Source organism: Thalassobaculum sp. (genome assembly GCF_965223715.1).
Classification (GTDB): Bacteria; Pseudomonadota; Alphaproteobacteria; order Thalassobaculales; family Thalassobaculaceae; genus Thalassobaculum.
In genome coordinates, this window is sequence record NZ_OZ245012.1 from 1,733,251 (window position 1) to 1,758,036 (window position 24,786).

The window sequence follows — 24,786 nt, forward strand, 5'->3', positions numbered from 1 at the left end:
TCGTCAGGCCACCCTCGGCCACGCTTGACCCTCCGCCCAGGCGACAAAAGCCCGCCAGGCCGATGTTTCATTGAACGTGTAGCGTACGGTCTTCGGCTGCGTGAATTCCGCTGCCCGGTCCCGCATCACCGTCATCAGCGTCTCCGCATCCTCGGCTTTCACATCGACGAGATGCTCCGCCAGATGGGCCGATAGCGCGGCGATATCGGATGCATGGCCTCCAAGGTCCAGGGCGCGCGCCGATATCCGGGGCACCGTCCGGTCGCGATAGCCCAACGCCTTCGCCGAGTCCCGAACCAGCGCGAGGCTGCCGGACTCCGCCAGCCGGTCGGCGGGAAAGGCGTCGAGGGTGGCCCGGATGCTGACCATGGCCAGGGTCAGCGGCCGATGGCCGAGTTCGAGCGGGCCGTGGGTGACGGCCACCTCATCGTCATCCTCCAACTCCCCGTCGCGGAACGCCTCGTAGACGCGGCCGACGCCTTCGACACCGAAACTGTCGAGCTCGGCCGCACGCAGGGCGCCGATGCTGGACGCGCCGAGGATATGGACACCCTGAGCCATCGCCCAGAGAACCTCCTTGTGCCAGACCGAGGGCACGGCATCGAAGAAGCCGTCGATGATGCCGATCGCCCGGGGCGACTCGCGCAGGGCGAGGTACACGTCGCCCTGACGGGCCGGACCGCGGAGGGTCAGCTCCGGGAAGCGCTCCCGCGCGCCGGCCTTCAGGGAGGGACCGCCGAAGACGATCAGGGTCATGACGGCTCTCCCCCCTGCGGATCGATCCCGGCGGCCCGCAGCGCGCGCCGGCCCGGCCGGTACAGGCGGGCGTTGGGGTTGCCTTCCAGACCCGGAACGATCACCCGCGCCACCGGGATGTTGAACTCGGGGCGGGTCAGGTCGACCACGATCACCTGATCCAACCCGATCGCCGACAGCCGCTCGACCATCCGCTCGATCAGCGCCCGGGAACTGCGACCCGGCAGGCTGGGGACGTCGCCATAGGCCACCGGCGGGAGCGCCGAGCGGGTCGCGACCGCCGGCTTGGGGACCGGCGCGTCTTCGGGACGCTCGTCGTAATAGGTCGGGTCGATATCGTCGCGCACGCCGGCGATCATGGTGAGCCGGCCCTGGGCCGCCTCCGACAGGGCGCGGGACAGGGCAATATGGGCGAAGGGATGGCATCCATGCCCGTCGAAGCCGGTGACGGAAATCGGTACCCCGGACGGCGGCGTGGGGATCCAGACGTTGAAGACCGGCACGCCGATCTCCGACGTGAGGTTCCAGGCCCGCACCGGCACCTCGGCGGCGGCATAACGGTCGAGCAGCGCCCGGCAGTGCGGGTCGGTCACGGTGGCCAGATCGATCTCGCAGCGGTCCTGATCCTCCCTGGATTTCAGCCGCCAGAGCGCCAGGCAGTCGCGCTCGATCACCTCGCTCAACCCGTGGCAGATCGCCTCCTCGATGGTGTTGCCGGAGGCCAACCCATTGGACGTGCAGAGAAAATAGCCGCTGCCCTCGGGAAACGGCGTGCGGAAGTCAGTATGGACCGCCTCATACGGCACCCAGACCGGCTCGCCAGAGGTCAGGTCGTAGCCCTGGGCCCAGAGCAATCGGGCCGTCGCCGTCATGTCCTTGCGGGTCGACAGGGCCATCGCGGTGACGTCCGCAACGGTCTCGCGGAACCGCAGTTCGTTGTACGAGCCCAGCAGCAGCGGCGTCAGGATGTGCTCGGCGTGATGGATCTCGATCGCCTCCATCAGGCCGGACGCCTTGGCGGCGTCCAGGGTCGCGCCCTTGCCCTGGGACACCGAGACGGAACGGGCGTTCGGACGGGTGACCATCACCACCGGAATGCCGATGGTGTCGAGACCGGTCACGTTGGCGACACGCGTGATGCCGAAGACAGGCAGCAACGGCATCACGCGCTCGATCGTCTCGCGCGGTGAACAGGCACGCGTGGTGCCTTCGATCTCGGCAAAATTCACCGGGGTAGCGTCGTTCACCGCTCCCTCCAATCGTCTGACGCTACAGGAGCGATCGTCGGGTGGTCCGACGGCACGCGATCACGCGCCGTCGACACCGTCCATGCAGTTGAAGCTGTCGCTGCGGTCGGCGGTGCCGTCGCTGCGCAGCACGAAGGCCTTGTTCGGGAACTGCGCGCCCGCCTTGTTCAGGACCTTCTCGAAATTCGGATTGTTGTCGAGCCGGTCCAGCAGCCTGGTCTTCTTGATCTCGTACCAGTCGCCGTTATCGGCCTGGTAGAAAATCCCGACATTCCACACGTCGTCAGCCATCGCCCCACTCCTTGCAAATTGCGCCTAACGCGGGCGGGAGAATAGCATCAACCCGCCCATGGGCTTCACCCAGTAGCTGTGTGAGAATTCACACTGACGCCAAACAGGCGCAAGAAAAAGCTGCCGCGCTTGTCTCATTCATCTCGCCGGGGGGCCGGGTCCGTGGACGTCTTTTCGATCGTCGCGCCGCATGCCGAAGTCTTCGCGGGGGCCGCCGCAAGTGCAGCCGCCGTCCCCTGCCCCTGCCCCTGGCCCGCGCATCCCGCGTCTGGGTCGCAGGCCGTCCTGTCGCCGGATGTCGCCTGCGGGGCGTGGTACCTGCTGACCCTGGCCGGGGACGGCACGCCGGCGCATCAGGGGACGCTGCGGATCTCCGTCGAGGACGGGCGGCTCTGCGTCTCCGGCGACCTCTACCGGGTGCCGGCCGGCGCGGCCGCCGCCGACCTGCCCCATGCGGGCGAACGGCTGGCGGTCGGGGACAACTGGTTCTGCCATCCCAACCGCAGCGACTATGCCTGCCATTTCCGCGCCCTGGGCGGCGGGCTGGCGGACAACGTCCTGACGGTCCAGGCCCGGATCTTCCCCTGGCAGCCGGTCACCGGCACCGCCGCCAGCAACAAGATCGGCGATTTCGAGCATTTCTCCGACTGCCTGATAACCCTCGCGCTGCAGCCGACCCATCACCGTCACGCGGCGGCACCCGGCCCGGCCCCGGTCCTGGCCGGCGCGATCCTCTGCGACGGCCGGCCCCACGCGCTCTGGGCGGTGAAGGCGTCCGCCTATCCGCGCGGCATGCGGCTGGTGGTGCACGAGATGGAGGGCCGCCCCTGGCCGGAGGACGAGACCTACAACGCCGGGGCGCTGGTGGCGATCTACCGCAAGGCCGGCATCGACCTTGAGGTGATCCGGCCGGCCGACCGGATCCCCGCCGACGACAGCCTGATCCGCAGCGAGCTCGACACCATGCTGGCCGAGCAGGTCAACCGCTACGCCGCCGGGCCGTTGTGGATCCAGCATCTGTTCCTGGTGTCGTCGCTGAACTGGTCCGGGCTCGACGGCAGCGGCCAGTTCGGCAACATCGCCGGGCTGATGTTCGACAACATCGACCGCCACCGTCAGGGGGCCGCGGTGTTCCTCGACGCCGACCTGGCGAGCTCGGTGGACGCGCTGAACACCCGGATCGACCAGAGCGTGCGCGGCCTGCCCATCGGCAAGTCGCCGCGGGTCGCCCTGCGCACCATGGCGCATGAGATGGGCCACACGCTGGGGCTGCGCCACTCGCCGGTGGACCGGGCCCAGAACTGCGGGATCATGAACCAGATCCAGGAGCTGCTGCGGATCGTCGATCCGGCCACGGGCCCGCTGTTCCCCGACATCTCGAAGCTGGAATTCGATGCGGTCGACAGCCGCAACCTGAGCCACCGGCCGGACCCGGAGGTCTGTCCGGGCTGGGGCAACTGGAGTGCGCCGCCCAAGGGGATCGAGATCGGCCTGCAGCCCGATCCCGGCCGCACCCCCGCCTTCAAGACCGACCCGGTGCTCGACATCCGGGTGTCGGTGCGTCCGGCCAACGAGCTGGCGGCCGAGGATGCGCCGCCCTCGATCAAGCGTAGCTTCGACCTGGGCGAGCCGGTGTTCCTGGAACTGACCCTGCGCAACATCACCGACAGGCCGATCACCGTGCCGGCCTCGGTCACCCTGACCGACGGGTTGAGCGAGGTGGCGGTGCTGGATCCCGGCGCGGCGCGCCGCCGGTTGATCGGCGCCGCCCAGAAGCTGTGCGACGGCATGGAGATGGTGACCCTCGCCCCGGACGAGCGCCACCGGCACCTGATCCAGCTCCACAGCAGTGGCGACGATCCGGTCTTCACCAAGATCGGCGACCATGTGGTCGAGCTGGCGGTGAAGACCCGCGAGCGCGGCTGGATCGAGGGGCCGTCGGTCACGGTGACCGTGCGCGCCGACCCGCCGCTCGCCCGCAGCACCTCGCGCATCACCGCCCGCACCCCGTTCTGCGAGGCCATGGCGCTGGGGTACCTGGCGAGCCATCGCGGGATCGAGGATACCGACCTGCTGCTGCGCCAGCCGGCCTATCCGCTCGGCGCGCGGCTCGCCGCCGGGGTGCTGCAGATCGCCACCTTCGCGGAATCGCCGGCGACCGGAAAGACCCGCATGTCGCCGATGCGGCCGAACGCCAAGCGGGTGGAGGCGGCGGTCACGGCCTTGAAGCAGACCGGCGTCACCCGGGACGTGGTCGTCGCCCTGGCCGGCGCGATCAACCCGCTGACGCAGAGCAGCTCGGCCGTCGCAGAGGCGATCGAGGCGTCCTGGTAGGCCCGGTCAGATGTTGGAGATCATCGCCCGCAGGCGCTCCAGATCCAGGATCTCGAGCACCTGGCGGGACTTCTTGATCAGCCCCTCGGCCTCCAGATAGGCGAGTTCCCGCGAGACCGCCTCGCGGTGGGTGCTGATCCGGTTGGCGATCTCCAGATGGGTCGGCGGGCTCTTGATCCGGCGCACGCCGCCCGCCTCCTCCGGCACGTCGCCGGCCATGCGGACCAGTTCGGCATGGATGCGGTTGTTCACCGCGAGGGTGCTGAACTCGAAGACCCGGTCGCTCAGGCTGCGGACCTGCTGCACCAGTTCCCGGATGAACCGCATGGCGACGGCCGGGTGCTCCTGGATCAGCGTGAGAAACTCCGCCTGGCCGAGCACCGCGGTCTCGCAGTCGGTTAGCGCCACGACGGTGGCCGAGCGCGGCCGGGCGTCGATCGCCGAGTACTCGCCGAAGGTCGCCCCCTCGTCCAGGTCGCGGTAGGAGACTTCCTTGCCGCTGGTGGAGAATCGCTTCGCCCGGACCTTGCCGGCGGTCAGGACATAGACCACGTTGGTCATATCCTGTTCGCCGACGATCTGGCGTCCCTTCTGATATCGCCGCCAGTCGCACAGGTCGGCGATCCGGTCGAGCACGACATCGTCGAGGTCGCTGAACAGATAGGCTTTCTTCAGCTTCACGGCGCGCGCGTTCATGGCCCCCACCCGGCTCCCCATTGCCTCGGCACTAACAGCCTGTGGCGGGCCGGGAAAATCCCAGTCCGCCGCAATGCATAAAAAGTTAACTCATCTGGTAGTATCGAAACACCGTTTGAGTTCATCCGGCAACAGGCGCCGTCAGACACCGTCATACGGTGATCGGCGGCCGGAAACGGGCATCTGCCGGGGGAACACGCGGATCGTCATGTCTATAACGCTGAAAACGCAGTAGAAATGAGCCCTTCGAGACTGGACACCGAGCAGCGCCGGGACAAACGCGCGGCAAAGTCGGGGCTGATGGTCGAGATCGACCGCCAGCGCTACCCGGTCCTCAACTTCTCCGCCGGCGGCCTGTTGATCGGCGATGCCGGGTTCGGCTTCGTGACCGGCAAGAAGGTCTTCCTGACCCTGTTCCACGCCTCCAACCCGAGCGACAAGGCATTCCTGTACGGCCATGTCATCTGGCTCGACATCTTCCGCAAGGTGGTCGGGATCGACTTCGTCACGCCGAGCGAGCATTCCTACCGCTATCTGGAGACCATGCTGACCTCGCCGTCGCGCCGGCCGCAGCCCAAAGCGAAGAAGGTCGGGTTCCTGAAACGGCTTTTCGGATAGCGGCCTAGCCGGCGTCGCGGAGTTCCGGGGCGCCCGATCGCCGCTTGGCGCCCGCTTCATCCCCGTGCACCCAGACCTGACTCTTGCCGTGCCGCTTGGCGGTATACAGGGCCTCGTCCGCCAGGGTGATCACCTGGGTGAGCCCCGCCCCATCGCGCGGATAGAAGGCGACGCCGACGCTGGCGCCGATCCGCACCGAGAGCGGCGCACGCCCGTCGCCGCCGGCCACCTGGAACGGCTCGGCGATCTGGGCGACGATCCGCCCGGCGATCCCGCGGATCGGGCCGTCGCTCGGGGCGTTGTTCATGGCCAGGAAGGCGAGGAACTCGTCGCCCCCGGAGCGGACCAGAAAATCCCCCGCCCGCATACACCCCCGCAGCCGCGCGGCGACCTCCTGCAGGACTACGTCGCCGGCGACATGACCGTGGGTGTCGTTCACCTGCTTGAAGCCGTCCAGATCGATTGCCAGCACCGCATAGGCCCCGTCGGAATGCTCCCGCGACGCGATGAACTTCTCCAGTGACGCGCGATTGCCAAGGTCGGTCAGCGGATCGCTGAAGGCCTGGTCGGTCACGGCGTCCAGGTCGGTCTGCTTCGAGATCAGGGTCTGGATCAGGTCCTCGAAGGCCTTGGACAGCACCTCGATCTCGCGGGGGCCGCGGATCTTGGGGAATACCGTCGTCTGGTCCTGGCGCAGGGCGTTGGCCGCACGCGACAGGGCCTTGACCGGGTCGGCGATGCGGCTGGCGATGACCCAGCCCAGGGCCGCGGCGAGGCCCGCGAAGATCAGGCCGATGATCGCGATCCGGGTCGCCAGATCGGTGATCGGCTGAAAGGCCACGGAGATCGGCCGGCGGGCCAGGACCACCCAGCCGAACCCTTCGAACTCCCCGTGCCCCCGGACCTCGGTAAAGCCGGTCAGGTAGTCCTCGCCGTCGGACCAGGTCTCGATCGCCCAGCCGGTCCGACCGGCCTTGGCGTCATCGACCGATGCCAGGGCCAGCGGCTGGCCGAGCAGGCTCATGTCCGGCCCCAGCAGAACCGTGCCGTCGGAGGCGAGCACGAAGAGATCCACGTCCTCCCGACTGCCATGTCCGAACAGCAGGGCCTGTTCGACCGAGCGGACCCAGGTCCAACTCAGATGGGTGGCGATGACGCCGGCCTCCTCGCCTTCCGCGTCGTAGATCGGCATGGCGATGTCGACGAACTTCATCGGCTCGCCGGTCGGGTTCTCCAGCAGCGACGCCAGCAGCACGGCGTCGTGCACGTCCCCCACGAAGCGCTTCTGGATGCCTTCGATGAATACCGGGCGGTGGCTGATATCCACGCCCTCCAGGATCCGGTTGGTCGCGGCGACCACTGTCCCGCCGGTGTCGAGGACGCCGATCCAGGAGAATTCGGGGACGGAGCGCTGCAGATGCTCGATCACCGAGCGGGTCTGCGCCACGTCCTGAACGCCGCCCAGCGCCGGCAAACTCGACAGCACGTTGACCTCGGCGATCCGCACCGACATCTCGCGGCTCAGGCGATCGGCCATCTCGGTGGAGAGGTCGCTGAGGCTGACGCCGATCCGTTCCCGGATCTGGTCGGTGACCAGATCGCCGACCACCAGCGCGAAGGCCGCTGCCACGGCCATGGCCAGCCCAAGCGTCGCTCCAATGATCTGGCCCTTGAGGGTCATCGGTTTGTCAGTCCCCCGGTTTGCCGACTACCCTGGCTTACGATGGCGGCGGCATATGGAAACTGCCGTTGGTGCACATACTTTGTTATAATCCCTAAAACACCGTAAATTTCCATGCTCACACGACGCAAAATGATAGCCTCCGTGGCACTCGGAGCCCTTAGCGCCAAGGGAAACCTAGCGTTTGCGCGCTCCGCCCAAAGCGACTCACCCTATCAATGGGCTGTCTTTTACGCGGTGGACGCCGCGTTCGAGACCCTGTTGCCCTACGATCTGCTGATCTTCGACCGGGTCGCACATCCGGAGCTCGAGCCACTGATCGATGCGGGAAAGACCGTGTTCGGCTACATCAGTCTCGGGGAGATGAACCGGCAGCGGGCAGAGTTCGCACGGCTGCAGGAATGGGGAATCCTCGGCGAGGAGAACCCGAACTGGGAAGGCAGCCACTTTATCGACGTGCGCGACACCCGCTGGGTCTCCATGGTGATCGAGGAGATGGTCCCGGCGATCGTGCAGCGCGGCTTTCAGGGGCTTTTCCTGGACACGTTGGACAATCCGGTGGAATTGGAGCGACGCGATCCGGTGGGCAATGCGGGCATGACGCGAGCCGCCGCCCGCCTGGTGAAGGCCCTGAAACTGCACTGGCCCGACGTGCCGATCATCCTGAACCGGGGCTACGGCCTGCTGGACCAGGTGGCCTTCGATATCGACCATGTGCTTGGGGAGTCGGTGTATGCCGACTATGATTTTTCTACCAAAACCTATCAAAAGGTACCCGAGCCCCTGTATCGCGAGCAGATCGAGATCCTGGCACACGCGCAGCGCAAGAACCCGAACCTCAGCGTCCTGACCCTCGACTACTGGGATCCGACCGACACACAGACCATCGCCGAGATCTACCGCGTCCAGCGCGAGAACGGCTTCTCGCCCTATGTGGCCACGGTCGAACTCGACCGCATCGTTCCCGAACCGACCGGCTGATGATGCGCCGTTTCGGTCTGGTCCTAGCCGTGATCTGCGGGTGGTTCCTGCCGACCCTTGCCCTTGCCCAGTCCGCCGTCCTGTCCGAGCAGACCTCCGAGCCCGCGATACCGCGTACCGTCATCGCCCTGGTCGAGGGCGGTCCCGATTTCCGGCTGCGCGATACCCGAAGCCACTACATGGCGACGATGCCGCTGGAACAGCTCGGCCTGATCGTCGAGTACTACCGCGCCGACCAGCCCCTGCCCGACCTGACCGGACGGTCGGACGTGCGCGGCATCTTCACCTGGCTCGCCGCGACCACCCGGCCGGGGGCGGAGCGCCTCCTGACCTGGTATGAGCGGGCCGTCGATCTGGGGCTGAAGCTGGTGATCTTCGGCGAACTCGGCGTCTCGGGCGACCCGGAGACCGGTCCGCTGCCGACCCGCCGGATCAACCGGGTGATGGAACATGTCGGCATACATCTGGGCGACAGCTTCGCGAGCTATACCGCCGGCGCGACCTATCGGATCCAGGATCCGACGATCTGGGGCTTCGAACACACCCCGCTCCTGGCGCCGCCCTTCTCGGAATACACCATCGTCGACCCGCGGGTGACCTCCCACCTGACCCTGGAACTGGACGGACCCGAGCCGGTCCATGGCGACCTGATCGTCACCGGCCCGAACGGCGGCTTCGTCGCCCCGTTCTTTGCCGCCGAGCTGGATCCACCCTCCAACATCCGCCGGTGGCTGATCGACCCGTTCGCGTTCTTCCGCCTGGCCTTCGCCACCGACGACCTACCGAAGCCGGATACCACCACCCTGGCCGGCCGCCGGATGTTCTACAGCCATGTGGACGGCGACGGCTGGCGCAGCATCTCGGAGGTCAGGATCGACGGCGAGCCGGCCAGTGCCGCCCGCGTGCTGCTGGAGCGGGTGGTCGAGCGCTTCCCCGAGCTGCCCGTGACCATCGCCCCGATCGCCGCCGAGCTCGACCCGGACTGGATCGACGACCCCGATGCCCGGCGCGTCGCCCGGGAATTCTTCGAACTGCCCCATGTGGAGGCCGGCTCCCACACCTACAGCCACCCCTTCCGCTGGTCGTTCTTCAAGGATTACGACCCGAAGGTCGAGCAGGAGATCGTCCGGCGCAGCGGCACCGCGCACGACATCCACGAAGGATATGCCGGCCTTGCGGACGAGCAGGAGGCGGCCGGCCTGGACGAGGCGAAGCTCGATATCGGCAAATACAGCCTGCCTCGGGCGTTCTTTAGCAAGCCGTTCGATCTCGATCTGGAGATCGCCGGCTCCCTCGACCAAATCGCCGAGGTGGGCGGCAAGAAGGTCGAGGTGGTGCAGTGGTCGGGCGACACCTCGCCCTTCGAGGCGGCGCTGGCGGCGACGCGCGAGGCCGGCGTGCCGAACATCAACGGCGGCGACACCCGCTTCGACAGCGACTACCGATCCTACGGCTTCGTGGCGCCGATCAGCGTGCCGGTGGGCGACGAGCGGCAGATCTACGCCTCGATGAGCAACGAGAACACCTATACCGATCTCTGGACCGGCCGGTTCTTCTCCTACCGCCACGTGCTGGAGACGATCCGCAACACCGAGCTGCCGATCCGGGTCAAGCCGATCAACCTCTACTACCACAGCTACTCGGCCGAGAAGATCGCCTCCACCAACGCCCTGCTCCAAGCCCATGAGGCGATGCGCGGGCGGCAGATCGCACCGGTCACCACCTCCCATTTCGCCCGGATCGCCGGCGGGTTCTACACCACCCGTCTGATCCCGATGGGTCCGCGCCGGTGGCGGGTCGAGGATCGCGGCGCGCTGCAGACCCTGCGCTTCGACCGGGCGACCGACACGGCGGTCGATTTCGCCGCCTCGTCCGGCGTGATCGGCGCCCGTCCCGTCCATGGCAGCCTGTACGTCGCGCTGGATCCGGAGGTCGCCGTACCGGTCGTCGCGCTCACCGATCGGGCGCATCCGCTCGACCCCGACCCGGCCGGCCGCCCCTACCTGTTCGACAGCCGGTGGCCGGTCTATGCCCTGTCGTCGGAGGGCGAGGCGGTGACCGTCTCGGCCCAGGGGTTCGGCCCGCTGTCGATGACCTGGGTGGTTCCCCGGGCCGGGAGCTGGCGGGTCCGCATCAGCCAGGACGGCGACACGGTCTGGAGCGGGACCCTGGAGGTGGGAGAGGACCAGCGGCTGACCATCGAGCCGGGTGACGAGGCCGAAGCAGCGGTCGAGGCGCGGATCCGCATCGAGCGGGTCGGCGACTGATGCGCCAATTCGCGATCATCACCGTCTTTGTCGTGGTCGTGGCGCTCGGGCTGAGCTTCCTCCTTCTGCCGAGCCAGAAGGAACTCGGCACCATGCTGCTGCGCGACCGGGAATACGAGGAGTCGCGCCGCTATTTCGAGGAGCAGATCGCCGCCGGCGACCGCTCGCCCCAGATCGTCACCGGCCTGCTGGAAATCTACATCCGCAACGGCGATGTCGACCGGGCAATCAATCTGGTCGGCAGCTACGAGGAGGCGATCGGCACCGGTCCCGACATCCTGCGCCGCCTCGCCGAGCTGTACCGCCAGGACCGTCGCTTCGGCCTCTACCTGCACACCCTGGAGCGGCTGACCGCCATCGAGCCGACGGCGGAGCGGATCGAGGAACTGGCCGACGCCTACTACAAGGCCGGCAAGACGGAAAAGCAGGTCGCCGCCCTGAACTGGCTTCGGTCGGTCGGCGGCGCGTCGATTGCCCGTCTGACCGAGCTGGCGGAACTGCAGATCGCCACCGGCGCCTATGAGGCTGCGGCCGACACCCTGGCCCAGATCCTCGACATGTCGCCGGATGCGCTGTCCGCCTCGTACAAGCTGCAGCTCTTCGACCTCGCCCTTCATCTGGGTGACCGCGAGCGCGCCGCCCATATCGCGGATCGGGTGCTCACGCCGGAGGCGCCCGACGGGCTGACGGTCGCCTTGGCCGACTATGCCCTGTACCGCCGGGCCTCCGAACTGGGGCTGTCACTGCTGGAGCGGCACCCGGAGCTGGAGGCGAGCGATCCGACCTGGCGCCGTCTGCACGCGAACGCTCTGCGGGCGCTTGGCCGCAACGACGAGGCCTGGCAGGACCTGAGGGGCTGGTGGCAGGAGGACAAGCTGCCGCCCGGGAGCGCCGGCAGTCTGGTCGAACTGGCCATCCAGCGGGCCGAGCTGAACCTGGCCCTCGACGTGTTCTCCCATTTCGGCCTGGACCAGATCGGCTCCGAGATCGCGCTCTCCCTGGTCGGCGAACTGCACCGGGCAGGCCGGTCCGAGGCCGTCGACGCCATGCTCGCCACCCTGGGGCCCGACGCCCTGGAGTCCCAGCCGATCCTGGGGGCGGAGATCATGATCGGGCGGGACGACCTCGCCGCCGCCGGGCGCTATGCCGACCTCGCTCTCCAACGGACCACGGAAACCATGGGCAACAGGCTTGCCCTGGCCAGTGTTCTCGCCCGCCTGGAGCGCGACACGGAAGCCTTCGACCTGCTGCATCCCTACATCGCCGAGGCGACCCTGCCGGTCGAGGGCGCGCTGCTGCTGGCCGAGCTCTATGTCCGGCTCGACCGGGCCGAGGACGGGTTCTGGGATGTGGCCGCCCTGCTCGCCCAGCGCAGCACGCCGCGCCTGCGGGCGATCTGGGCGCAGCTCGCGCTTGCCACCGGGCGGACCACGATGGTGGTGGAGTGGTTGGCCCGCGAGCCGATGCTGGAGGCGGGCACGGCCAGCGACCTCTACTTCCTGGCCGAGCGGCGTCAGGCCTGGGACGCGGCGATCGCCGCCGGCCGGCGGCTGACCGCGCTGGAGCCGGGTCCGGTCTCCGCCCAGCGGCTGGCCTACGCCCTGTTCCAGAACGGCGAGGCAGAGGCCGCCCTGGAAGCGCTGCGTCCCGTGGTCCCCGAATATCCGGAGGCGGAACCGCTGTATGCCGACATTCTCGGCACCCTCGGCCGCACCGACGACCTGATCGACCTCTGGACCCGGCAGATGACCCGGCCGGGCCTTGGCGACGAGGCGCGAGAGGCCCTGGTCTACAACCTGCTCCAGGTCGGTGCCGATGACGCCGCCTGGAGCCAGCTTCTGGCCCTGGTGGAGAGCCGGGGCGGCGGCTGGTGGTACACGGCGGCAAGCGCCGCCAAGCGCCTCGGCCGGGTCGAGACCCTGGCCGAGCTGGCCCGCGACAAGCTCGCCGCCGTCGATCCGGCATCCGAAGAGGCGACCGCCATCGTCTATGCCCTGTCCGACGCGGACCGTGCGGCCTCCGTCCCGCTGTTCCGCAACCTGGCCGAACGCGCCCCGGCCCAGTGGGACCCGGCCTACATGACGGTGCTGCGCGACCTCGGGCGGCGCGAGGAGCTGGTCGCCTGGACCACCGAGCGGCTGGCCCAGGCCAAGGACCCGGAGATCGCCCTCTCCCTCGCCTACGGGCTTGCCGAGATGGACCCGGCCGCCGCCGCCCGGGCGGTTGCGCCGCGCGCGGAGAGCAGCCGGGCCTTTGCCGACCTCTATGCCGAGCTGCTGCGCCGTTCGGGTCAGCGGGACAAGGCGCTCGCCTTCGAGCTGGCCCTGGCCCAGAGCGGGCGGTTCGGCGAGGCCTATACCCGAGAGGCCGCCTTCCGGGCGCTGGAATCCGGCGACCGGCCCACGGCGGAGCGCCTGTTCCGAAGGGTCGCCGCCGACGCGCCGCCGGACAGCGACAGCGTGCGACAGCTGTTCTATCTCTGGGGGCCGAGGCCGCGGCCCGAGGCGCTGGACTGGATCGAGGAGCGGGCCCGACGGGCCACCGGCGACGAACGCCACGCTTGGCTCGACAAGCTGAACGACGTGCGCGCCGGCAAGCGGGTCGCCGCCATCATCGGCGGACTGGACGGGGCCAGGACCGATCGCGACCTGCTGCATCTCGTGAATGCCTATGCCCAGGGCGACGACCGGCAGAAACTGCGCGACGCGATGGTGGAGGCGATCGCCCGCATCAAACAGCCGGACCGACTCCGCAACCTGGCCCGGATCGCCGAGAGCACCCGCGACCGAGGCCTGATCACGGCCGCCTGGCGGGCCGTGCTGGCAGCCGCACCGGCCGATGCGGAGGCCCAGCGCACCCTCGGCCTGATCGCCTATGACGAGGGACGGCTGATCGACGCCGAACGGCTGCTCGGCGCCTACCTGGCCAATGGCGAAGGGGATTACGAGGCCAATTACTACTATGCCGACACCCTGGCGCGCACCAACCGGTCGGCCCAGGCGATGCCGTTCTACCGCCGGTCCCACACCCAGCTCACGAAGATCGAGCCGCGCGATTTCACTCAGGAGGTCGCCCGCGCTAATCTGCTGCGCCGGTTGGGGCGTACCGACGATGCGGTGGAACTGATGGATAAGCTGGTCCGGCAGCGACCGGAGGACGAAGGACTGCGCGCCGATTTCGCCGATCTGCTGATCGAGTCCGGGGATCTGCGGCGCGCCCGCTCGATCCTGAAGCTGAAGTGAGCGGCCGATGCGCGTCCTCCTCGCCCTGACCGCGTCGGCCCTGGCCTGGAGCCTGCTCCAGGCGGCGCCTGCGTGCGCACAGGTGCCGGTGACGCTGCAGGCCGATCCGGGCAGCGGCACGGCCCTCGACCTGATGATCCGGGGGGCGGTGCCCCAGGACACGGAGCTCGACGGCCGGGACGTTGTGCTGCGCTTCGCCGGCGCCATCGATCCGCAGCAGGTGGAGGCGGCCGCCCAGGACGGCGCCGCCTGGATCGAGACCATCGAGTACGGCTACGATTCCCTGCTCATCCGCTTCGCCGAGGGGGTCGAGGTGCTGGTCGAGCCGGCGGCCGACGGGGTCACCCTGTTCGCCAGCCGACCCGCCATCGAAGAGGCCCCCGCCACCGAGGCGGCGACCGACCCCCAGCGCATCCGCCTCGACTACTATCGCGCGCTGGCGCAGATCGAGTCCGGCGCGGTGGCCGAAGGGCGGGCGATCCTGGTCGGCCTGCTGCGCGCCGACCCGCGCAACATCGAGGTCATGCTGCTGCTGGCCCGGGCAGAGGAGCAGTTGGGTCGGCCGCGCCAGGCAGTCGCGCTCTACGATCGGGCGCTGGCGCTCGACCCGAACCTTCCCGGCGCGATCCGCGACCGCCAGCGCCTGGCCCGCGACCTGGCCGACACCGCCCGGATCGCCACCCGCTACCAGGATGTGGAGAACGGCGAGACCCAGATCATCACCACCCTCGACGGCCGCGTCTCCAGCGACGAGGGGCTGAGTCTGGACTACCGGCTGGAACACCGGCACATGGAAGCGGGCGCCGTCACCCGGCGCGACGGTAGCGTGGAACGCTTCGAGGGCGACCGGCAGCGCGCCACCCTCACCCTCACCCCGCCCCGCCAGGGCAATGTGCAGATCGCCGGCAGCCTCTACGCCTCCACCTATGTGGCCGGCGCCGGCGTGGCGGTCGACCTGGACGAAGGCACCAGCCGGATGGGGCTGGAGGCGCGCTGGTCGGAGCCCGACTTCAACTTCGTGGAAGGCATCGTCTTCGGCGGCGCGCGCGACCGGCTCGCCGCCGACTGGCAGTGGCAGGCGGCCGAGGTCTACGAGTTCACCGCCGGAACCGCACTGAACCGCTACAGCCTGGAGGGCGACCATGCCGGCACCGGCGCCGAGTTCGTGCTGGAGGCCCGCCGCCGGCTGCCGGAGCAGTGGCTGCTGTCGACCGTCGGCTACCGGTTCGACGCCGAATACATCCTGAACTCCCAGAGCAACCCGGCCAGCGGCGCCGACCTGCTGCCGCTGAGCTCGCGCGAGGGACACACCATCGACGCGACGGCCGAGCGCGAGTTCGGCCCCTATATCCGCGCCCAAGGCATCGCCGGCTACACCTACGACCGGCTGAACGGCGGCGGCCCCCTGGCTGAGATCAACCTGATCTACGAGCCCCTGGTGGATCTGGAGATAAGCACTACCCTCGGGACAAGTCTCAACGAATCCCGGGGCACCGAGAACCAGCTCTTCTACGGAGGGCTGTCCCTGAGAACCCGGTTCTGACCGCCTGCGGCGCGGCACAGAGGAGGAACCCATGACGACGATCGCAACCCCGCTGGCGACGGCCGCCCGAAGCCTGGCGGCCCTGGCCCTCACCCTCGTCCTGGCCGCCTGCGCGTCCGGCGACCGCCAGGCGCGCGACTATATCGACCCGGCGGCCGATTTCGGCGCCATGAAGGTCGCGATGCTGCCATTCGAGAACCTGACCAACTATCCCAATGCCGGCCGGATCGCCGCCGAACTGCTGGCGACCGAGCTGTACCAGCGCCGCATCTTCCAGCTCCAGGAGGAGACCGAGACCCGCCGCGCCCTGGCGCAGCTCAAGATCGACCCGGAGAACCTGACCTCCGTCGCCGCCGCGCAGCAGGCGGCCGGGCTGCTCGAAGTCGACGCCATCATCGTCGGCAGCGTGTCGGAGTTCGGCTACCAGCAGGGTCTGCGCGAGGAGCCGGTGGTCGGCCTGAACGCCCGGCTGATCGAGGCCGGCAGCGGCAACGTGCTGTGGGCGTCGAGCCATTCGGTGATGGGCGGCGGCTATCTGGACCGCGGCTCGCTCAACGCCACGGCCCAGCGAGTCGTCACCTCGATGGTCGCGCCGCTGGTCGAGCGCTGAACGACCGGCAACGCCCCGCCCCAGACGCAAGATGACCGACCTTCCAACCGCCGAACAGCCGGCCTCGCCCCCTGCCCCGCGCCGGGTCCTGGGGGTGCGCGCCATCGCCTGGCTGGAGATCGTGCTGTTCTTCGCGGTGGTGCTGTCGGTCGATTTCCTGCTGCTCGACGGCGACCGGTTCTGGGACGTCCGCCCGCACCCGTTCTGGCTGATCGTCATCCTGCTGGCGGTGCAGTACGGCGCCAATGCAAGCCTGGTGGCGGCCCTCGCCGCGACCCTGGCGCTCACCGTCGGGAACCTGCCGCCCCCGGAACTGGGCGCCGACGTGTTCGAGTACTGGGCCGGTGTCGGGCTGCGGCCGGCGCTGTGGGTCGGCGTCGGTCAGATCCTGGGACAGATGCGCGACCGGGAACTGGCGGAACGGGCGCGGCTCCAGACGCGTATCGCGACGCTGGAACACCAGAACCATCTGATCGCCCAGGGTTTCGAGGAGCTGAAACGCACCAAGTCGGCGCTGGAAGCCCGGATCGCCCGGCAGTTCCGCACGGTGATCACCACCTACCGCGCCGCCCAGTCGATGGACGTGACCGACGGGGCCCGTCTGTCCCGCGGGCTCGACCAGCTCATCCAGTCGGTCCTGTCGCCGCAGAAATACTCCCTGTGGACCCTTGGGCCCGACGGCTTCGAGCTGGAGCGTACGGTCGGCTGGAAGGACACCGACAGCTACGAGCGGCGGCTGGAGCTGGCCCATCCGATGGTGCAGCACCTGCTGGCCCGCGAACCGGCCCTGTGCGCCGCCCGGCCGACCGACGAGCGCAAGCTGATGGGCCAGGGCCTGCTGGCCGGCGCGCTGACCGACCTCGATACGGGCGAGATCGTCGGCATGCTGAAGATCGAGGAGACCGCCTTCCTCGACTTCAACCTGTACACGCTGGAGAACTTCAACGTCATCTGCTCCTGGATCGCGGCGGCGCGGATCCGCGCCCGGCGCTGGGAGCAGCTCCAGGCCGACCGGGTGACCGGCGCCAACGACCTGCTGATGACCGCGGAAGTGTCGGAGCGGATCTATGCCCTGCTGGCCCAGCTCGGCCGGCGCAAGGGCTTCTCCTCCAGCCAGCTCATCGTACGGCCGCACGATCCCGACGGGCTGGCGCCCGAGCAGCATTCCATCCTGGCCCTGGCCCTGGGAGAGGCCGCGCGCACGACCTTCCGGGCCACAGACCTCGCCTTCGAGCGCGAGGCGGAGGATGCCGAATACGCCATCCTCCTGCCGGGCACCCCGCTCGACGACGCCGAGTTCCTGGCCGGCAAGCTGCGCGATGCCATCGCCCAGCACCTGCCGGCCAGCGTTCCGATCGATGCGGTCCTGATCGAGGCCCGGCCGATAGAGGAAACGGCAACCCCGCCGATTGCCGGAGCGTCGTCATGAGCACGACCACGCCGCTGGCGTTCCCCGTCGAACGTCCGGTGCGCGCCCGCGAGGCGGTGCCGGAGATCGTGATCGCCCAGGTGGTGGAAGCGGCCCTCCTCTGGGCGGTCCTCGACTCCCGGATCGACTGGGCCATGGCCATGGCCGGGCACGTGGTTTTCGCGGTTCTGCTCGGCCTGTACGGGCTGTGGCAGGCGCGGCGGGGGCGCGACACGAGGCTGCTGTCCTGGCTCACCTGGATGACCCTGACCCTGGGACCGGCCGGGCCGCTGGCCACCGGCCTGCTGGCGGCGATGACCGCCGCGTTCACCTTGACCGCCCGACCGTTCGAGGAATGGTACGACAGCCTGTTCCCCGACGACCACGAGACCCGCAGCGAGATGCTGTACCGGCGCCTGCTGGAAGGCCGCGAGGATGCGGTGGCCGAAGGCTCGGTCAACTCGCTGACCGACGTGCTATTCACCGGCACCACCCGTGCCAAGCAGGCGGTCGTCGCCCTGCTGGCCCGCCGCTTCCGCAGCGAGTTCGCCCCGGCCCTGCAGATGGCGCTGTCCGACCCGGAGGCGTCGATCCGCGTCCAGGCGGCGACGGCGGCGAGCACCATTGAGGAGCGCTACCACGCCACCCGGCTGGAGCTGGAGGATGCCGCGCGCGACGCGCCGGAGAGCGCCGAGGCCCTGCTCGCCCTGGCCCGGCACCTGGACGACTACGCCTATGCCGGCGTGCTGGACGACGACCGGCAGCGGGCGGTGATGGCCGATGCGCTGAACGCCTACCGCGCCGCCAACCGCCGTCTCGGTGCGCGGGAGGACATCGATCTGGCGATCGGCCGTCTGATGCTGCGCCTCGACATGATCGAGGAGGCGGAGCTGCACCTCTCAGCCCTGTCCCTGCGCTACGAGGATCCGCGTCCGATGCTGTGGCACGCGGAGTGCCTGTTCCGGCTGCACCGCTTCGACGAGTTGCGGGCGCTGCTGGACGACCCGAAGCTGGCCCAGCTCGGCCTGCGCGAGGAGTACACGGGCGTCAATCCGGTGATCAATCTCTGGCAGGTCTCTGCCCTGGCCGGTCTTCAGCCGCTGGAGCAGAACCCGTGAGCCGCCGTGCCGCCGACGCGCCGGAGGCCGACGTCTGCCTGATCCTGGAGGGTTCCTACCCCTATGTGGCGGGCGGCGTGTCGACCTGGACCCACGACCTGATCAAGGCCCAGGCGCCGATGACCTTCTCGGTCGTCGCCCTCACCGCCGACGACAAGCCGCGCGACCTGCGCTACGAGCTGCCGGAGAACGTGGTGGGTATCGTCAACCTGCCGCTGCGCTCCCAGGCCGACGGGCCGGAAGGGCGGCTGGGATCGACCCGGCTGATGCGCGAGCTGACCCAGGCCCTGATCGACATGAGGGGGGAGACCGCACAGCACGGCTTCCGCCGGGCGGTGGAACTGGTCACCCAGACCCGCGGGGCGGTCGGCACCCGGCTGCTGATGAACTCGCCGGCGGCCTGGGAGATGGTCACGGCCATGTACCGGACGGACGCGCCGGAAAGCTCTTTCCTGGAGTATTTCTGGACCTGGCGAGCGCTGTTCGGCGGCCTGTTCGCCACCCTGCTCTGCGATCTGCCGAAGGCACGGGTCTTCCACACGATCTCCACCGGCTATGCCGGCCTCGTTGCGGCGCGGGCGGCGCTGGAGACCGGGCGGCCCGCGGTGCTGACCGAGCACGGCATCTACACCAACGAGCGCCGGATCGAGATCACCATGGCCGAGTGGCTCTACGACGCGGCGGAGAGCTGGTACCAGATCGAGACCCCGCGCTGGGACCTGCGCCAGCTCTGGATGGCATCGTTCCAGGCCTATGCCCGGGTCTGCTACGAGTGCTGTACCGAGATCACCACTCTGTATGGCGGCAACCAGATCCTGCAACGGGCGGACGGGGCTCCGCCGGAGCGCATGCGGATCATCCCCAACGGCATCGACTACGCGCTGTACAGCGCCCTGCCGCGCGACAGCTCGGAGCGGCGGCCGACCGTGGCGCTGATCGGCCGCGTGGTGCCGATCAAGGACATCAAGACCTACATCCGCGCCGCCGACGTCCTGCGCAAGTCGGTGCCGAACGTGCTGTGCTGGGTCATGGGCCCGGCCGACGAAGACGCCGAATACGCCGCCGAGTGCTTCGAACTCGTGCGCTACCTGGGGCTGGAGGAGACGGTGGTGTTCCTCGGCCGGGTGAAGATCGCTGAGTATCTCGGCAAGATCGACGTGCTCGCCCTGACCTCGATCTCCGAAGCCCAGCCGCTGGTCATCCTGGAGGCCGGGGCCGCCGGCGTGCCGACCGTGGCGACCGATGTGGGTGCCTGCCGCGAGATGCTGGAAGGCCATCCGGACGAGAGCCCGCCCCTGGGCCCCGGGGGCGAGGTCGTGCCCCTGTCCTCGCCGACCGCGGCGGCGGCCGCGATGGCCCGCCTGCTGATCGACCCGGACTGGTGGCAGCGCTGCAGCGACGCCATCCGCACCCGCACCGAGCGCTACTACAACAAGCGCGAGATCGACCGGGTCTACGGCGACATGTACCGGGACATGATGGCCCTGCCCGACGGGTTCAGGGTCAACGGTCAGGATGCGGCCGCCGGCAGGCTGGCGCCGGTCGCCGCGACGGGACGCCGCTGATGGCGGGGATCGGCTTCACCCTGCGCCGGCTGACCCAGCGCGACGACCTGATCGGCGCGGTGATCGGCTATGGCCATTCGGTGTTCATCTCCGCCGGGCCATGGCTGCTGACCGTCCTGGCCCTGGTCGCGATCACCGTGATCCTGCGGGACGCCATGCCGCGGGAGAGCCTGGAACTGTTCCGCTCGATCATCGTCTACAACTTCTCGGTCAGCCTGGTGATCACCGGCCCGGTGATCCTGGTGGCCACCCGCTATCTGGCCGACCGGGTCTTCGAGAAGCGGGTCGACACCGCCCCGGCGCTGATGGTGACGGCGATGGTCCTGGGCACCGCACCGGGGCTCGCTCTCGGGATCTGGTTCTACTTCTTCGTCTGCACCATCCCGATCCCCCTGGCCCTGCTGGCCCTGGCGAACTACGCGGTGATCTCGGCGATCTGGGTGGCCGGGCTGTTCCTCTCGGCGCTCAAGGCCTATGTCCGGGTGACCCTGTCCTTCGGGTTCGGCATGGCCGGATCGGTGGCCCTGACCTATGTGGTCGGCGCCGAGTACGGGGAGATCGGGGCGCTGGCGGCGTTCAGCGGCGGGCTGGCGCTGACCATGCTGGTGCTGATGGCGACGGTGCTGGCGGAGTACCGCTATCCAATGACCCGGCCCGGCACCCTGTTCCGGTATTTCCGCGACTACTGGGAGCTGGCGCTGAGCGGGCTGGCCTACAACCTGGCGATCTGGATCGACAAATGGGTGCTCTGGGCGACCGTGCCGGACACCTCGGTTGTCGGCGGCGCCCTGGTGACCCTGCCGCTGTATGACGGCGCGATGTTCCTGGCCTACCTCACCATCGTGCCTGCCCTGGCGATCTTCACCGTGGCGGTGGAGACCCGGTTCTTCGAGGACTACCAGCGCTTCTACCGGCAGATCGGCGACCATGCGACCCTGGATGCGATCCGCGAGAACCAACTGAGCGTGGAGCGCTCTGCGACCGGCGGGCTGCGCTCGGTCATGGTGATCCAGATCGTCATCTCGGTGCTGGTGATCTTCTTTGCGCCGACAATCCTGGAGGCGGCCGGCGGGGCCTCGCGGCAGATCGCCATGTTCCGCTTCGGCGTGCTGGGCGCGCTGTTCCACGTGCTGATGCTGTTCTGCGGCATCCTGCTGATGTATTTCGACGCCCGACGCCCGGCCCTGATCCTCAATCTGGTGTTCCTGTTCGCCAATGGCGGCTTCACCTGGGCGACCGCGCAGCTCGGCTTCCCGTATCTCGGCTACGGCTACTTCGCGGCGACGCTGCTGTGTTTCGCGCTAGGCGTGGTGCTGGTCTTCAGCGTGCTGCGCCACCTGCCCTACTTCACCTTCGTGCGCAACAACCCGTCCGTCACCGGGGCATAGGAGAGGAGCGCCATGCGACGGGGAACGCCGATCTTCGAGTCCATCGTCCGCGACCCGGACCTGGCCTCCCTGCGGATCCTGCGCCATGGGCTGCGCGACGCCCTGGGCCAGTCGGACATTCCGCGCCGCCTCGCCCAGGACCTGCAGCTCGCCCTGCAGGAATATGCCACCAACCTGATCGTCCACGGCGCCCCGGCGCCGTCGGAGATCACCGTCCACCTGCACAATGACGGCGCGGTCTGGGAGCTGGAGATCTTCGACGACGGCGGCGCCTTCCAGAACTTCGACGCCTATCTGGCGCTCGCCACCTTCGCCGACCGCCGCAAGGGGCCGCGCACCCACGGCATGGGCATGAAGTTCATCGGCACCCGCTTCGCCGACTACGAGTACGACGCGGGCAACGGCCTCACCCGGCCGAACCGCCTGTCGCTCTGCTTCCCGCCGCGGGCCGAGTTCATCACCCGTCCGGTGATCGTGATCATCGAGGACGAGCCGCTCACCCGCCATCTGATCAAGTCGATCCTGCGCCGGGATTTCAGGGTCTTCGATTTCGAGCTGCCGGGCCAGGCCCTGCGCCTGATCCGCAGCTATCAGCCGGACCTGATCCTGTCGGATATCGGCCTGCCGGAGATGGACGGGATCGCCCTGCGCAAGGAACTGGCGCGCGACATCGACACCGACATCGTGCCCTTCGTCTTCCTGTCCGCCCATGGCGACGAGCGCACGATGACGGAGGCCGGTGACCTGGGCATCGACGATTTCGTGCCCAAGCCGATCGACCCGCCCACCCTGCTGCGCATCGCCCGGCGGCTGATCACCCGCTCGCGCAAGGTGCGCGAGGCGCTGATCGCCAAATCCGCCAAGGACCTGACCGAGGGGCTTCAGCCCAACCTGCCGGCCACCTTCGAGGGGTTCGACATCGGTTACGCCAGCCAGCCGGCGAGCCTGGGCGGCGGCGACCTGATCCAGTCCGGCCAGGTCGGCGACCGGCTGATCGTGCTGCTGGCCGACGTCATGGGGCATGGGCTCGCCGCCCGGTTCTTCGCCCATGGGGTGGCCGCCTATTTCCGTGCGCTCGTCCTCGGCGCGGCACCCGGCACCGAGATCGACGACCTGATGACCCAGCTCTCGGACAGCCTGTTCGCCGACCCGACCTTCGAGCGGACTATCGTGTCGATCCAGATGGTCGCCCTCGCCCCGGACGGCAGCGTGGAGATCTGCTCCGCCGGGCACCCGTTCCCGGTGATGGTCAATGGCGGGGCCGCGCGCTGGGCGGAGATCAGCGGGCCGCTGCCCGCGCTGGAACAGAACCTGCCGTTCCCGACCATGCGGCTGGAGCCGGAACCGGGGAGCCGCCTGCTGCTCTATACGGACGGTCTGTCGGAGGTGGAGTCGGTGCGCCGGAACCCCTCGGCCGCCGGGGAGCGTCTCTTCGACATGGTGCTGCGGCACGGTGACGACCCGGTCGTGGACATGCCGTCACGGGTGCTGCAGGACCATGTCGCCTCGACGCGGGCTCTCGGCGACGACACCAGCCTGATCGCGATCGGCCGGCGTTCCGTCTGACGGCCGGTCCGCGTCATGCCACCCCGACGGCGACCTTCGCCTCGCGGGGGGAGTCGGAAAACGCCATGAAACGGTCGAGCTGGGTCGCCTTCAGCAGCTCCAGCGGCTGGTCGCTGGCACCGCAGACCGCCACCTTGGCCCGCTTGGCGCTGAGCGCGCGGAAGGCATGGACGATGAGCCCAATGCCCGAGCTGTCGATGAATTCCACCCCACTGAGATCGAACACCAGGGGCTTGCCGTCGCCGATCAGGCTCTCGACCTCGCCGCGGGCCATCTGCACCTCGGCCGAATCCAGGTCCCCCTCGAAGGCGATCACCGAATGGCTGTCCGCCCGGTCGATGGTAAAGCCCATTCCTACCCCCGTCTGTGCCTGTGTCGCTCGCATATCGAGCCGCCTTTCAGTCATTCTTCAAGAGTTCGGATCTATGGCGTAGTCCGCGCGCAGCAGCCGCCGCAACCCCTCTTCTAGGCTCACTTGCGCCCGCGTCTGCAGACGGCGGATCGCCAGATCCGGATCGCCGATCGACACCCGGATGTCACCGGCCCGGGCCGCTCCGAACGCGATCTCGCCCGACCCGCCCGTCATGGACTTCAGTGCCTCGGCCAGGCCGAGCACGGTCGTCGGCTTGCCGGTGCAGACATTGGCGACCGGGGCCGAGACATCCGCCGCCGTCAGCGCCGCCAGGATGTGCGCGACCACGTCGCCGACATAGACGAAGTCGCGGACCTGGCCGCCATCGCCGTGGATCGTCACCCCCTGCCCCTTGGCGAAGCGGGAGGCGAAGATGGAGATCACCCCGGAATAGGGCGAGGACGGATCCTGGCGCGGGCCGAAGACGTTGAAGAACCGCAGCCCGAAGCTCGGCACCCCGTGGATGCGTCCCGCCACCCCGGCATGCAGCTCGGAGCCGTATTTGTCGACCCCATAGGCGGTCAACGGTGCGGGGGCCTCGCGCTCGGTCAGCGGCGTGTTGGTGTTGTCGCCGTAGATCGCCGCCGAGGAGGCGTAGACCACCGGGATGCGGCCGGCATCGCGTGCCGCCTCAAGCACCTTCACCGTGCCGGTGACGTTCACGGCGTGGCTCGCAGCCCAGGTCTCGTTGCATTTCTGCACCGACGCGATCGCCGCCAGATGGACCACCCCGCCGCAGCCCTGGATCGCTCGGGACACCGCGTCGGCATCCTCAATGGAGCCTTCGATCACCGAGATGTCGTCCGGCACGTTCGACCGTTTGCCCGTGGACAGGTCGTCCAGGATCACGGGCGCGTGCCCGGCAGCCAGCAGAGCCTCGACAACGTGACTGCCGATGAACCCGCATCCTCCCGTAACCAGGATCCTCACGTGTCTCTCCAACCGATCGAACAAGTTGATACTGATACAAACTTCACACTGATCGGCGCCGTACGCGACCGCAGAAAACAGCAAAACGACTTAATATTGGTTAAATTTCTCAAATTTTTTTGGGTGATGCAGC

At 68.7% G+C, this 24,786-nt stretch carries 19 protein-coding genes; 12 read left to right on the top strand and 7 right to left on the bottom strand.

Features of this window, described 5'->3' with window-relative positions:
• Positions 1–3 precede the first annotated feature (3 nt).
• From ACOQOP_RS08085 to ACOQOP_RS08095, 3 genes are read right to left on the bottom strand one after another with little or no spacing between them, the layout of a single operon-like run.
• Entirely contained in the window at positions 4–756 is a 753-nt protein-coding gene (locus ACOQOP_RS08085) for a TfuA-like protein (RefSeq protein ID WP_420565811.1), read from the bottom strand.
• The gene (locus ACOQOP_RS08090; protein ID WP_420565812.1) at positions 753–2,003 is read right to left on the bottom strand and encodes a YcaO-like family protein; all 1,251 of its coding nucleotides are present in this window, start codon (positions 2,001–2,003) and stop codon (positions 753–755) included. Before ACOQOP_RS08090 ends, ACOQOP_RS08085 begins: the two co-directional genes overlap by 4 nt.
• A gap of 60 nt (positions 2,004–2,063) precedes the next feature.
• On the bottom strand, positions 2,064–2,294 hold the full coding sequence (locus ACOQOP_RS08095; RefSeq protein ID WP_420565813.1) for a hypothetical protein: 231 nt from the start codon (positions 2,292–2,294) through the stop codon (positions 2,064–2,066).
• A gap of 162 nt (positions 2,295–2,456) precedes the next feature.
• Between ACOQOP_RS08095 and ACOQOP_RS08100 the strand changes: the two genes are divergently transcribed.
• The gene (locus ACOQOP_RS08100) at positions 2,457–4,628 is read left to right on the top strand and encodes a hypothetical protein (RefSeq protein WP_420565814.1); all 2,172 of its coding nucleotides are present in this window, start codon (positions 2,457–2,459) and stop codon (positions 4,626–4,628) included.
• Positions 4,629–4,634: 6 nt separating this feature from the next.
• On the opposite strand, the gene ACOQOP_RS08105 is transcribed toward ACOQOP_RS08100, so the two are convergent.
• Positions 4,635–5,324 (bottom strand): Crp/Fnr family transcriptional regulator, encoded by a 690-nt coding sequence (locus ACOQOP_RS08105; RefSeq protein WP_420565815.1) that lies wholly within the window; start codon positions 5,322–5,324, stop codon positions 4,635–4,637.
• Between the two features lie 237 nt (positions 5,325–5,561).
• On the opposite strand from ACOQOP_RS08105, the gene ACOQOP_RS08110 reads away from it, so the two are divergent.
• Positions 5,562–5,942, top strand: a complete 381-nt coding sequence (locus ACOQOP_RS08110; RefSeq protein WP_420565816.1) for a PilZ domain-containing protein — start codon at positions 5,562–5,564, stop codon at positions 5,940–5,942.
• 4 nt (positions 5,943–5,946) lie between these two features.
• Here ACOQOP_RS08110 and ACOQOP_RS08115 read toward each other — a convergent pair whose 3' ends face one another.
• Entirely contained in the window at positions 5,947–7,623 is a 1,677-nt protein-coding gene (locus ACOQOP_RS08115; protein WP_420565817.1) for a diguanylate cyclase domain-containing protein, read from the bottom strand.
• A 261-nt stretch (positions 7,624–7,884) separates the two neighbouring features.
• On the opposite strand from ACOQOP_RS08115, the gene ACOQOP_RS08120 reads away from it, so the two are divergent.
• From ACOQOP_RS08120 to ACOQOP_RS08165, 10 genes are read left to right on the top strand one after another with little or no spacing between them, the layout of a single operon-like run.
• A complete protein-coding gene (locus ACOQOP_RS08120; RefSeq protein WP_420565818.1) occupies positions 7,885–8,604 on the top strand; it encodes an endo alpha-1,4 polygalactosaminidase in 720 nt (239 codons plus the stop codon).
• Entirely contained in the window at positions 8,604–10,871 is a 2,268-nt protein-coding gene (locus ACOQOP_RS08125; RefSeq protein WP_420565819.1) for a polysaccharide deacetylase family protein, read from the top strand. Before ACOQOP_RS08120 ends, ACOQOP_RS08125 begins: the two co-directional genes overlap by 1 nt.
• Positions 10,871–14,113, top strand: a complete 3,243-nt coding sequence (locus tag ACOQOP_RS08130) for a tetratricopeptide repeat protein (RefSeq protein ID WP_420565820.1) — start codon at positions 10,871–10,873, stop codon at positions 14,111–14,113. The genes ACOQOP_RS08125 and ACOQOP_RS08130 overlap by 1 nt, the downstream gene beginning before the upstream one ends.
• Before the next feature lie 7 nt (positions 14,114–14,120).
• The gene (locus tag ACOQOP_RS08135) at positions 14,121–15,656 is read left to right on the top strand and encodes a tetratricopeptide repeat protein (RefSeq protein WP_420565821.1); all 1,536 of its coding nucleotides are present in this window, start codon (positions 14,121–14,123) and stop codon (positions 15,654–15,656) included.
• Positions 15,657–15,687: 31 nt separating this feature from the next.
• On the top strand, positions 15,688–16,266 hold the full coding sequence (locus ACOQOP_RS08140) for a hypothetical protein (RefSeq protein ID WP_420565822.1): 579 nt from the start codon (positions 15,688–15,690) through the stop codon (positions 16,264–16,266).
• A gap of 31 nt (positions 16,267–16,297) precedes the next feature.
• Complete coding sequence (locus tag ACOQOP_RS08145; RefSeq protein WP_420565823.1) at positions 16,298–17,695, top strand: hypothetical protein; 1,398 nt, start codon at positions 16,298–16,300, stop codon at positions 17,693–17,695.
• The gene (locus ACOQOP_RS08150; protein WP_420565824.1) at positions 17,692–18,792 is read left to right on the top strand and encodes a hypothetical protein; all 1,101 of its coding nucleotides are present in this window, start codon (positions 17,692–17,694) and stop codon (positions 18,790–18,792) included. Before ACOQOP_RS08145 ends, ACOQOP_RS08150 begins: the two co-directional genes overlap by 4 nt.
• Positions 18,789–20,357, top strand: a complete 1,569-nt coding sequence (gene pelF, locus ACOQOP_RS08155; protein WP_420565825.1) for a GT4 family glycosyltransferase PelF — start codon at positions 18,789–18,791, stop codon at positions 20,355–20,357. Before ACOQOP_RS08150 ends, pelF begins: the two co-directional genes overlap by 4 nt.
• Positions 20,357–21,745, top strand: coding sequence for an exopolysaccharide Pel transporter PelG (pelG, locus tag ACOQOP_RS08160; protein WP_420565826.1), 1,389 nt, complete (start codon positions 20,357–20,359; stop codon positions 21,743–21,745). The genes pelF and pelG overlap by 1 nt, the downstream gene beginning before the upstream one ends.
• Before the next feature lie 12 nt (positions 21,746–21,757).
• Positions 21,758–23,311 carry a SpoIIE family protein phosphatase gene (locus tag ACOQOP_RS08165; protein ID WP_420565827.1) on the top strand — a complete coding sequence of 518 codons (1,554 nt, stop codon included), beginning with the start codon at positions 21,758–21,760 and terminating at the stop codon, positions 23,309–23,311.
• A 13-nt stretch (positions 23,312–23,324) separates the two neighbouring features.
• Here the strand turns inward: ACOQOP_RS08165 and ACOQOP_RS08170 are convergent, their stop codons facing one another.
• Complete coding sequence (locus tag ACOQOP_RS08170) at positions 23,325–23,663, bottom strand: STAS domain-containing protein (protein WP_420565828.1); 339 nt, start codon at positions 23,661–23,663, stop codon at positions 23,325–23,327.
• A gap of 57 nt (positions 23,664–23,720) precedes the next feature.
• Complete coding sequence (locus ACOQOP_RS08175; protein ID WP_420565829.1) at positions 23,721–24,653, bottom strand: NAD-dependent epimerase/dehydratase family protein; 933 nt, start codon at positions 24,651–24,653, stop codon at positions 23,721–23,723.
• Between the last annotated feature and the right edge of the window lie 133 nt (positions 24,654–24,786).

What these genes read in the sequence shown, in the direction of transcription:
- ACOQOP_RS08085 (WP_420565811.1), bottom strand. Translation starts at nt 756, where the DNA reads ATGACCCTGATCGTCTTCGGCGGTCCCTCCCTGAAGGCCGGCGCGCGG.
- ACOQOP_RS08095 (WP_420565813.1), bottom strand. Translation starts at nt 2,294, where the DNA reads ATGGCTGACGACGTGTGGAATGTCGGGATTTTCTACCAGGCCGATAAC.
- ACOQOP_RS08105 (WP_420565815.1), bottom strand. Translation starts at nt 5,324, where the DNA reads ATGAACGCGCGCGCCGTGAAGCTGAAGAAAGCCTATCTGTTCAGCGAC.
- ACOQOP_RS08110 (WP_420565816.1), top strand. Translation starts at nt 5,562, where the DNA reads ATGAGCCCTTCGAGACTGGACACCGAGCAGCGCCGGGACAAACGCGCG.
- ACOQOP_RS08115 (WP_420565817.1), bottom strand. Translation starts at nt 7,623, where the DNA reads ATGACCCTCAAGGGCCAGATCATTGGAGCGACGCTTGGGCTGGCCATG.
- ACOQOP_RS08125 (WP_420565819.1), top strand. Translation starts at nt 8,604, where the DNA reads ATGATGCGCCGTTTCGGTCTGGTCCTAGCCGTGATCTGCGGGTGGTTC.
- ACOQOP_RS08130 (WP_420565820.1), top strand. Translation starts at nt 10,871, where the DNA reads ATGCGCCAATTCGCGATCATCACCGTCTTTGTCGTGGTCGTGGCGCTC.
- ACOQOP_RS08135 (WP_420565821.1), top strand. Translation starts at nt 14,121, where the DNA reads ATGCGCGTCCTCCTCGCCCTGACCGCGTCGGCCCTGGCCTGGAGCCTG.
- ACOQOP_RS08140 (WP_420565822.1), top strand. Translation starts at nt 15,688, where the DNA reads ATGACGACGATCGCAACCCCGCTGGCGACGGCCGCCCGAAGCCTGGCG.
- ACOQOP_RS08145 (WP_420565823.1), top strand. Translation starts at nt 16,298, where the DNA reads ATGACCGACCTTCCAACCGCCGAACAGCCGGCCTCGCCCCCTGCCCCG.
- ACOQOP_RS08150 (WP_420565824.1), top strand. Translation starts at nt 17,692, where the DNA reads ATGAGCACGACCACGCCGCTGGCGTTCCCCGTCGAACGTCCGGTGCGC.
- pelG (WP_420565826.1), top strand. Translation starts at nt 20,357, where the DNA reads ATGGCGGGGATCGGCTTCACCCTGCGCCGGCTGACCCAGCGCGACGAC.
- ACOQOP_RS08165 (WP_420565827.1), top strand. Translation starts at nt 21,758, where the DNA reads ATGCGACGGGGAACGCCGATCTTCGAGTCCATCGTCCGCGACCCGGAC.
- ACOQOP_RS08170 (WP_420565828.1), bottom strand. Translation starts at nt 23,663, where the DNA reads ATGGGCTTTACCATCGACCGGGCGGACAGCCATTCGGTGATCGCCTTC.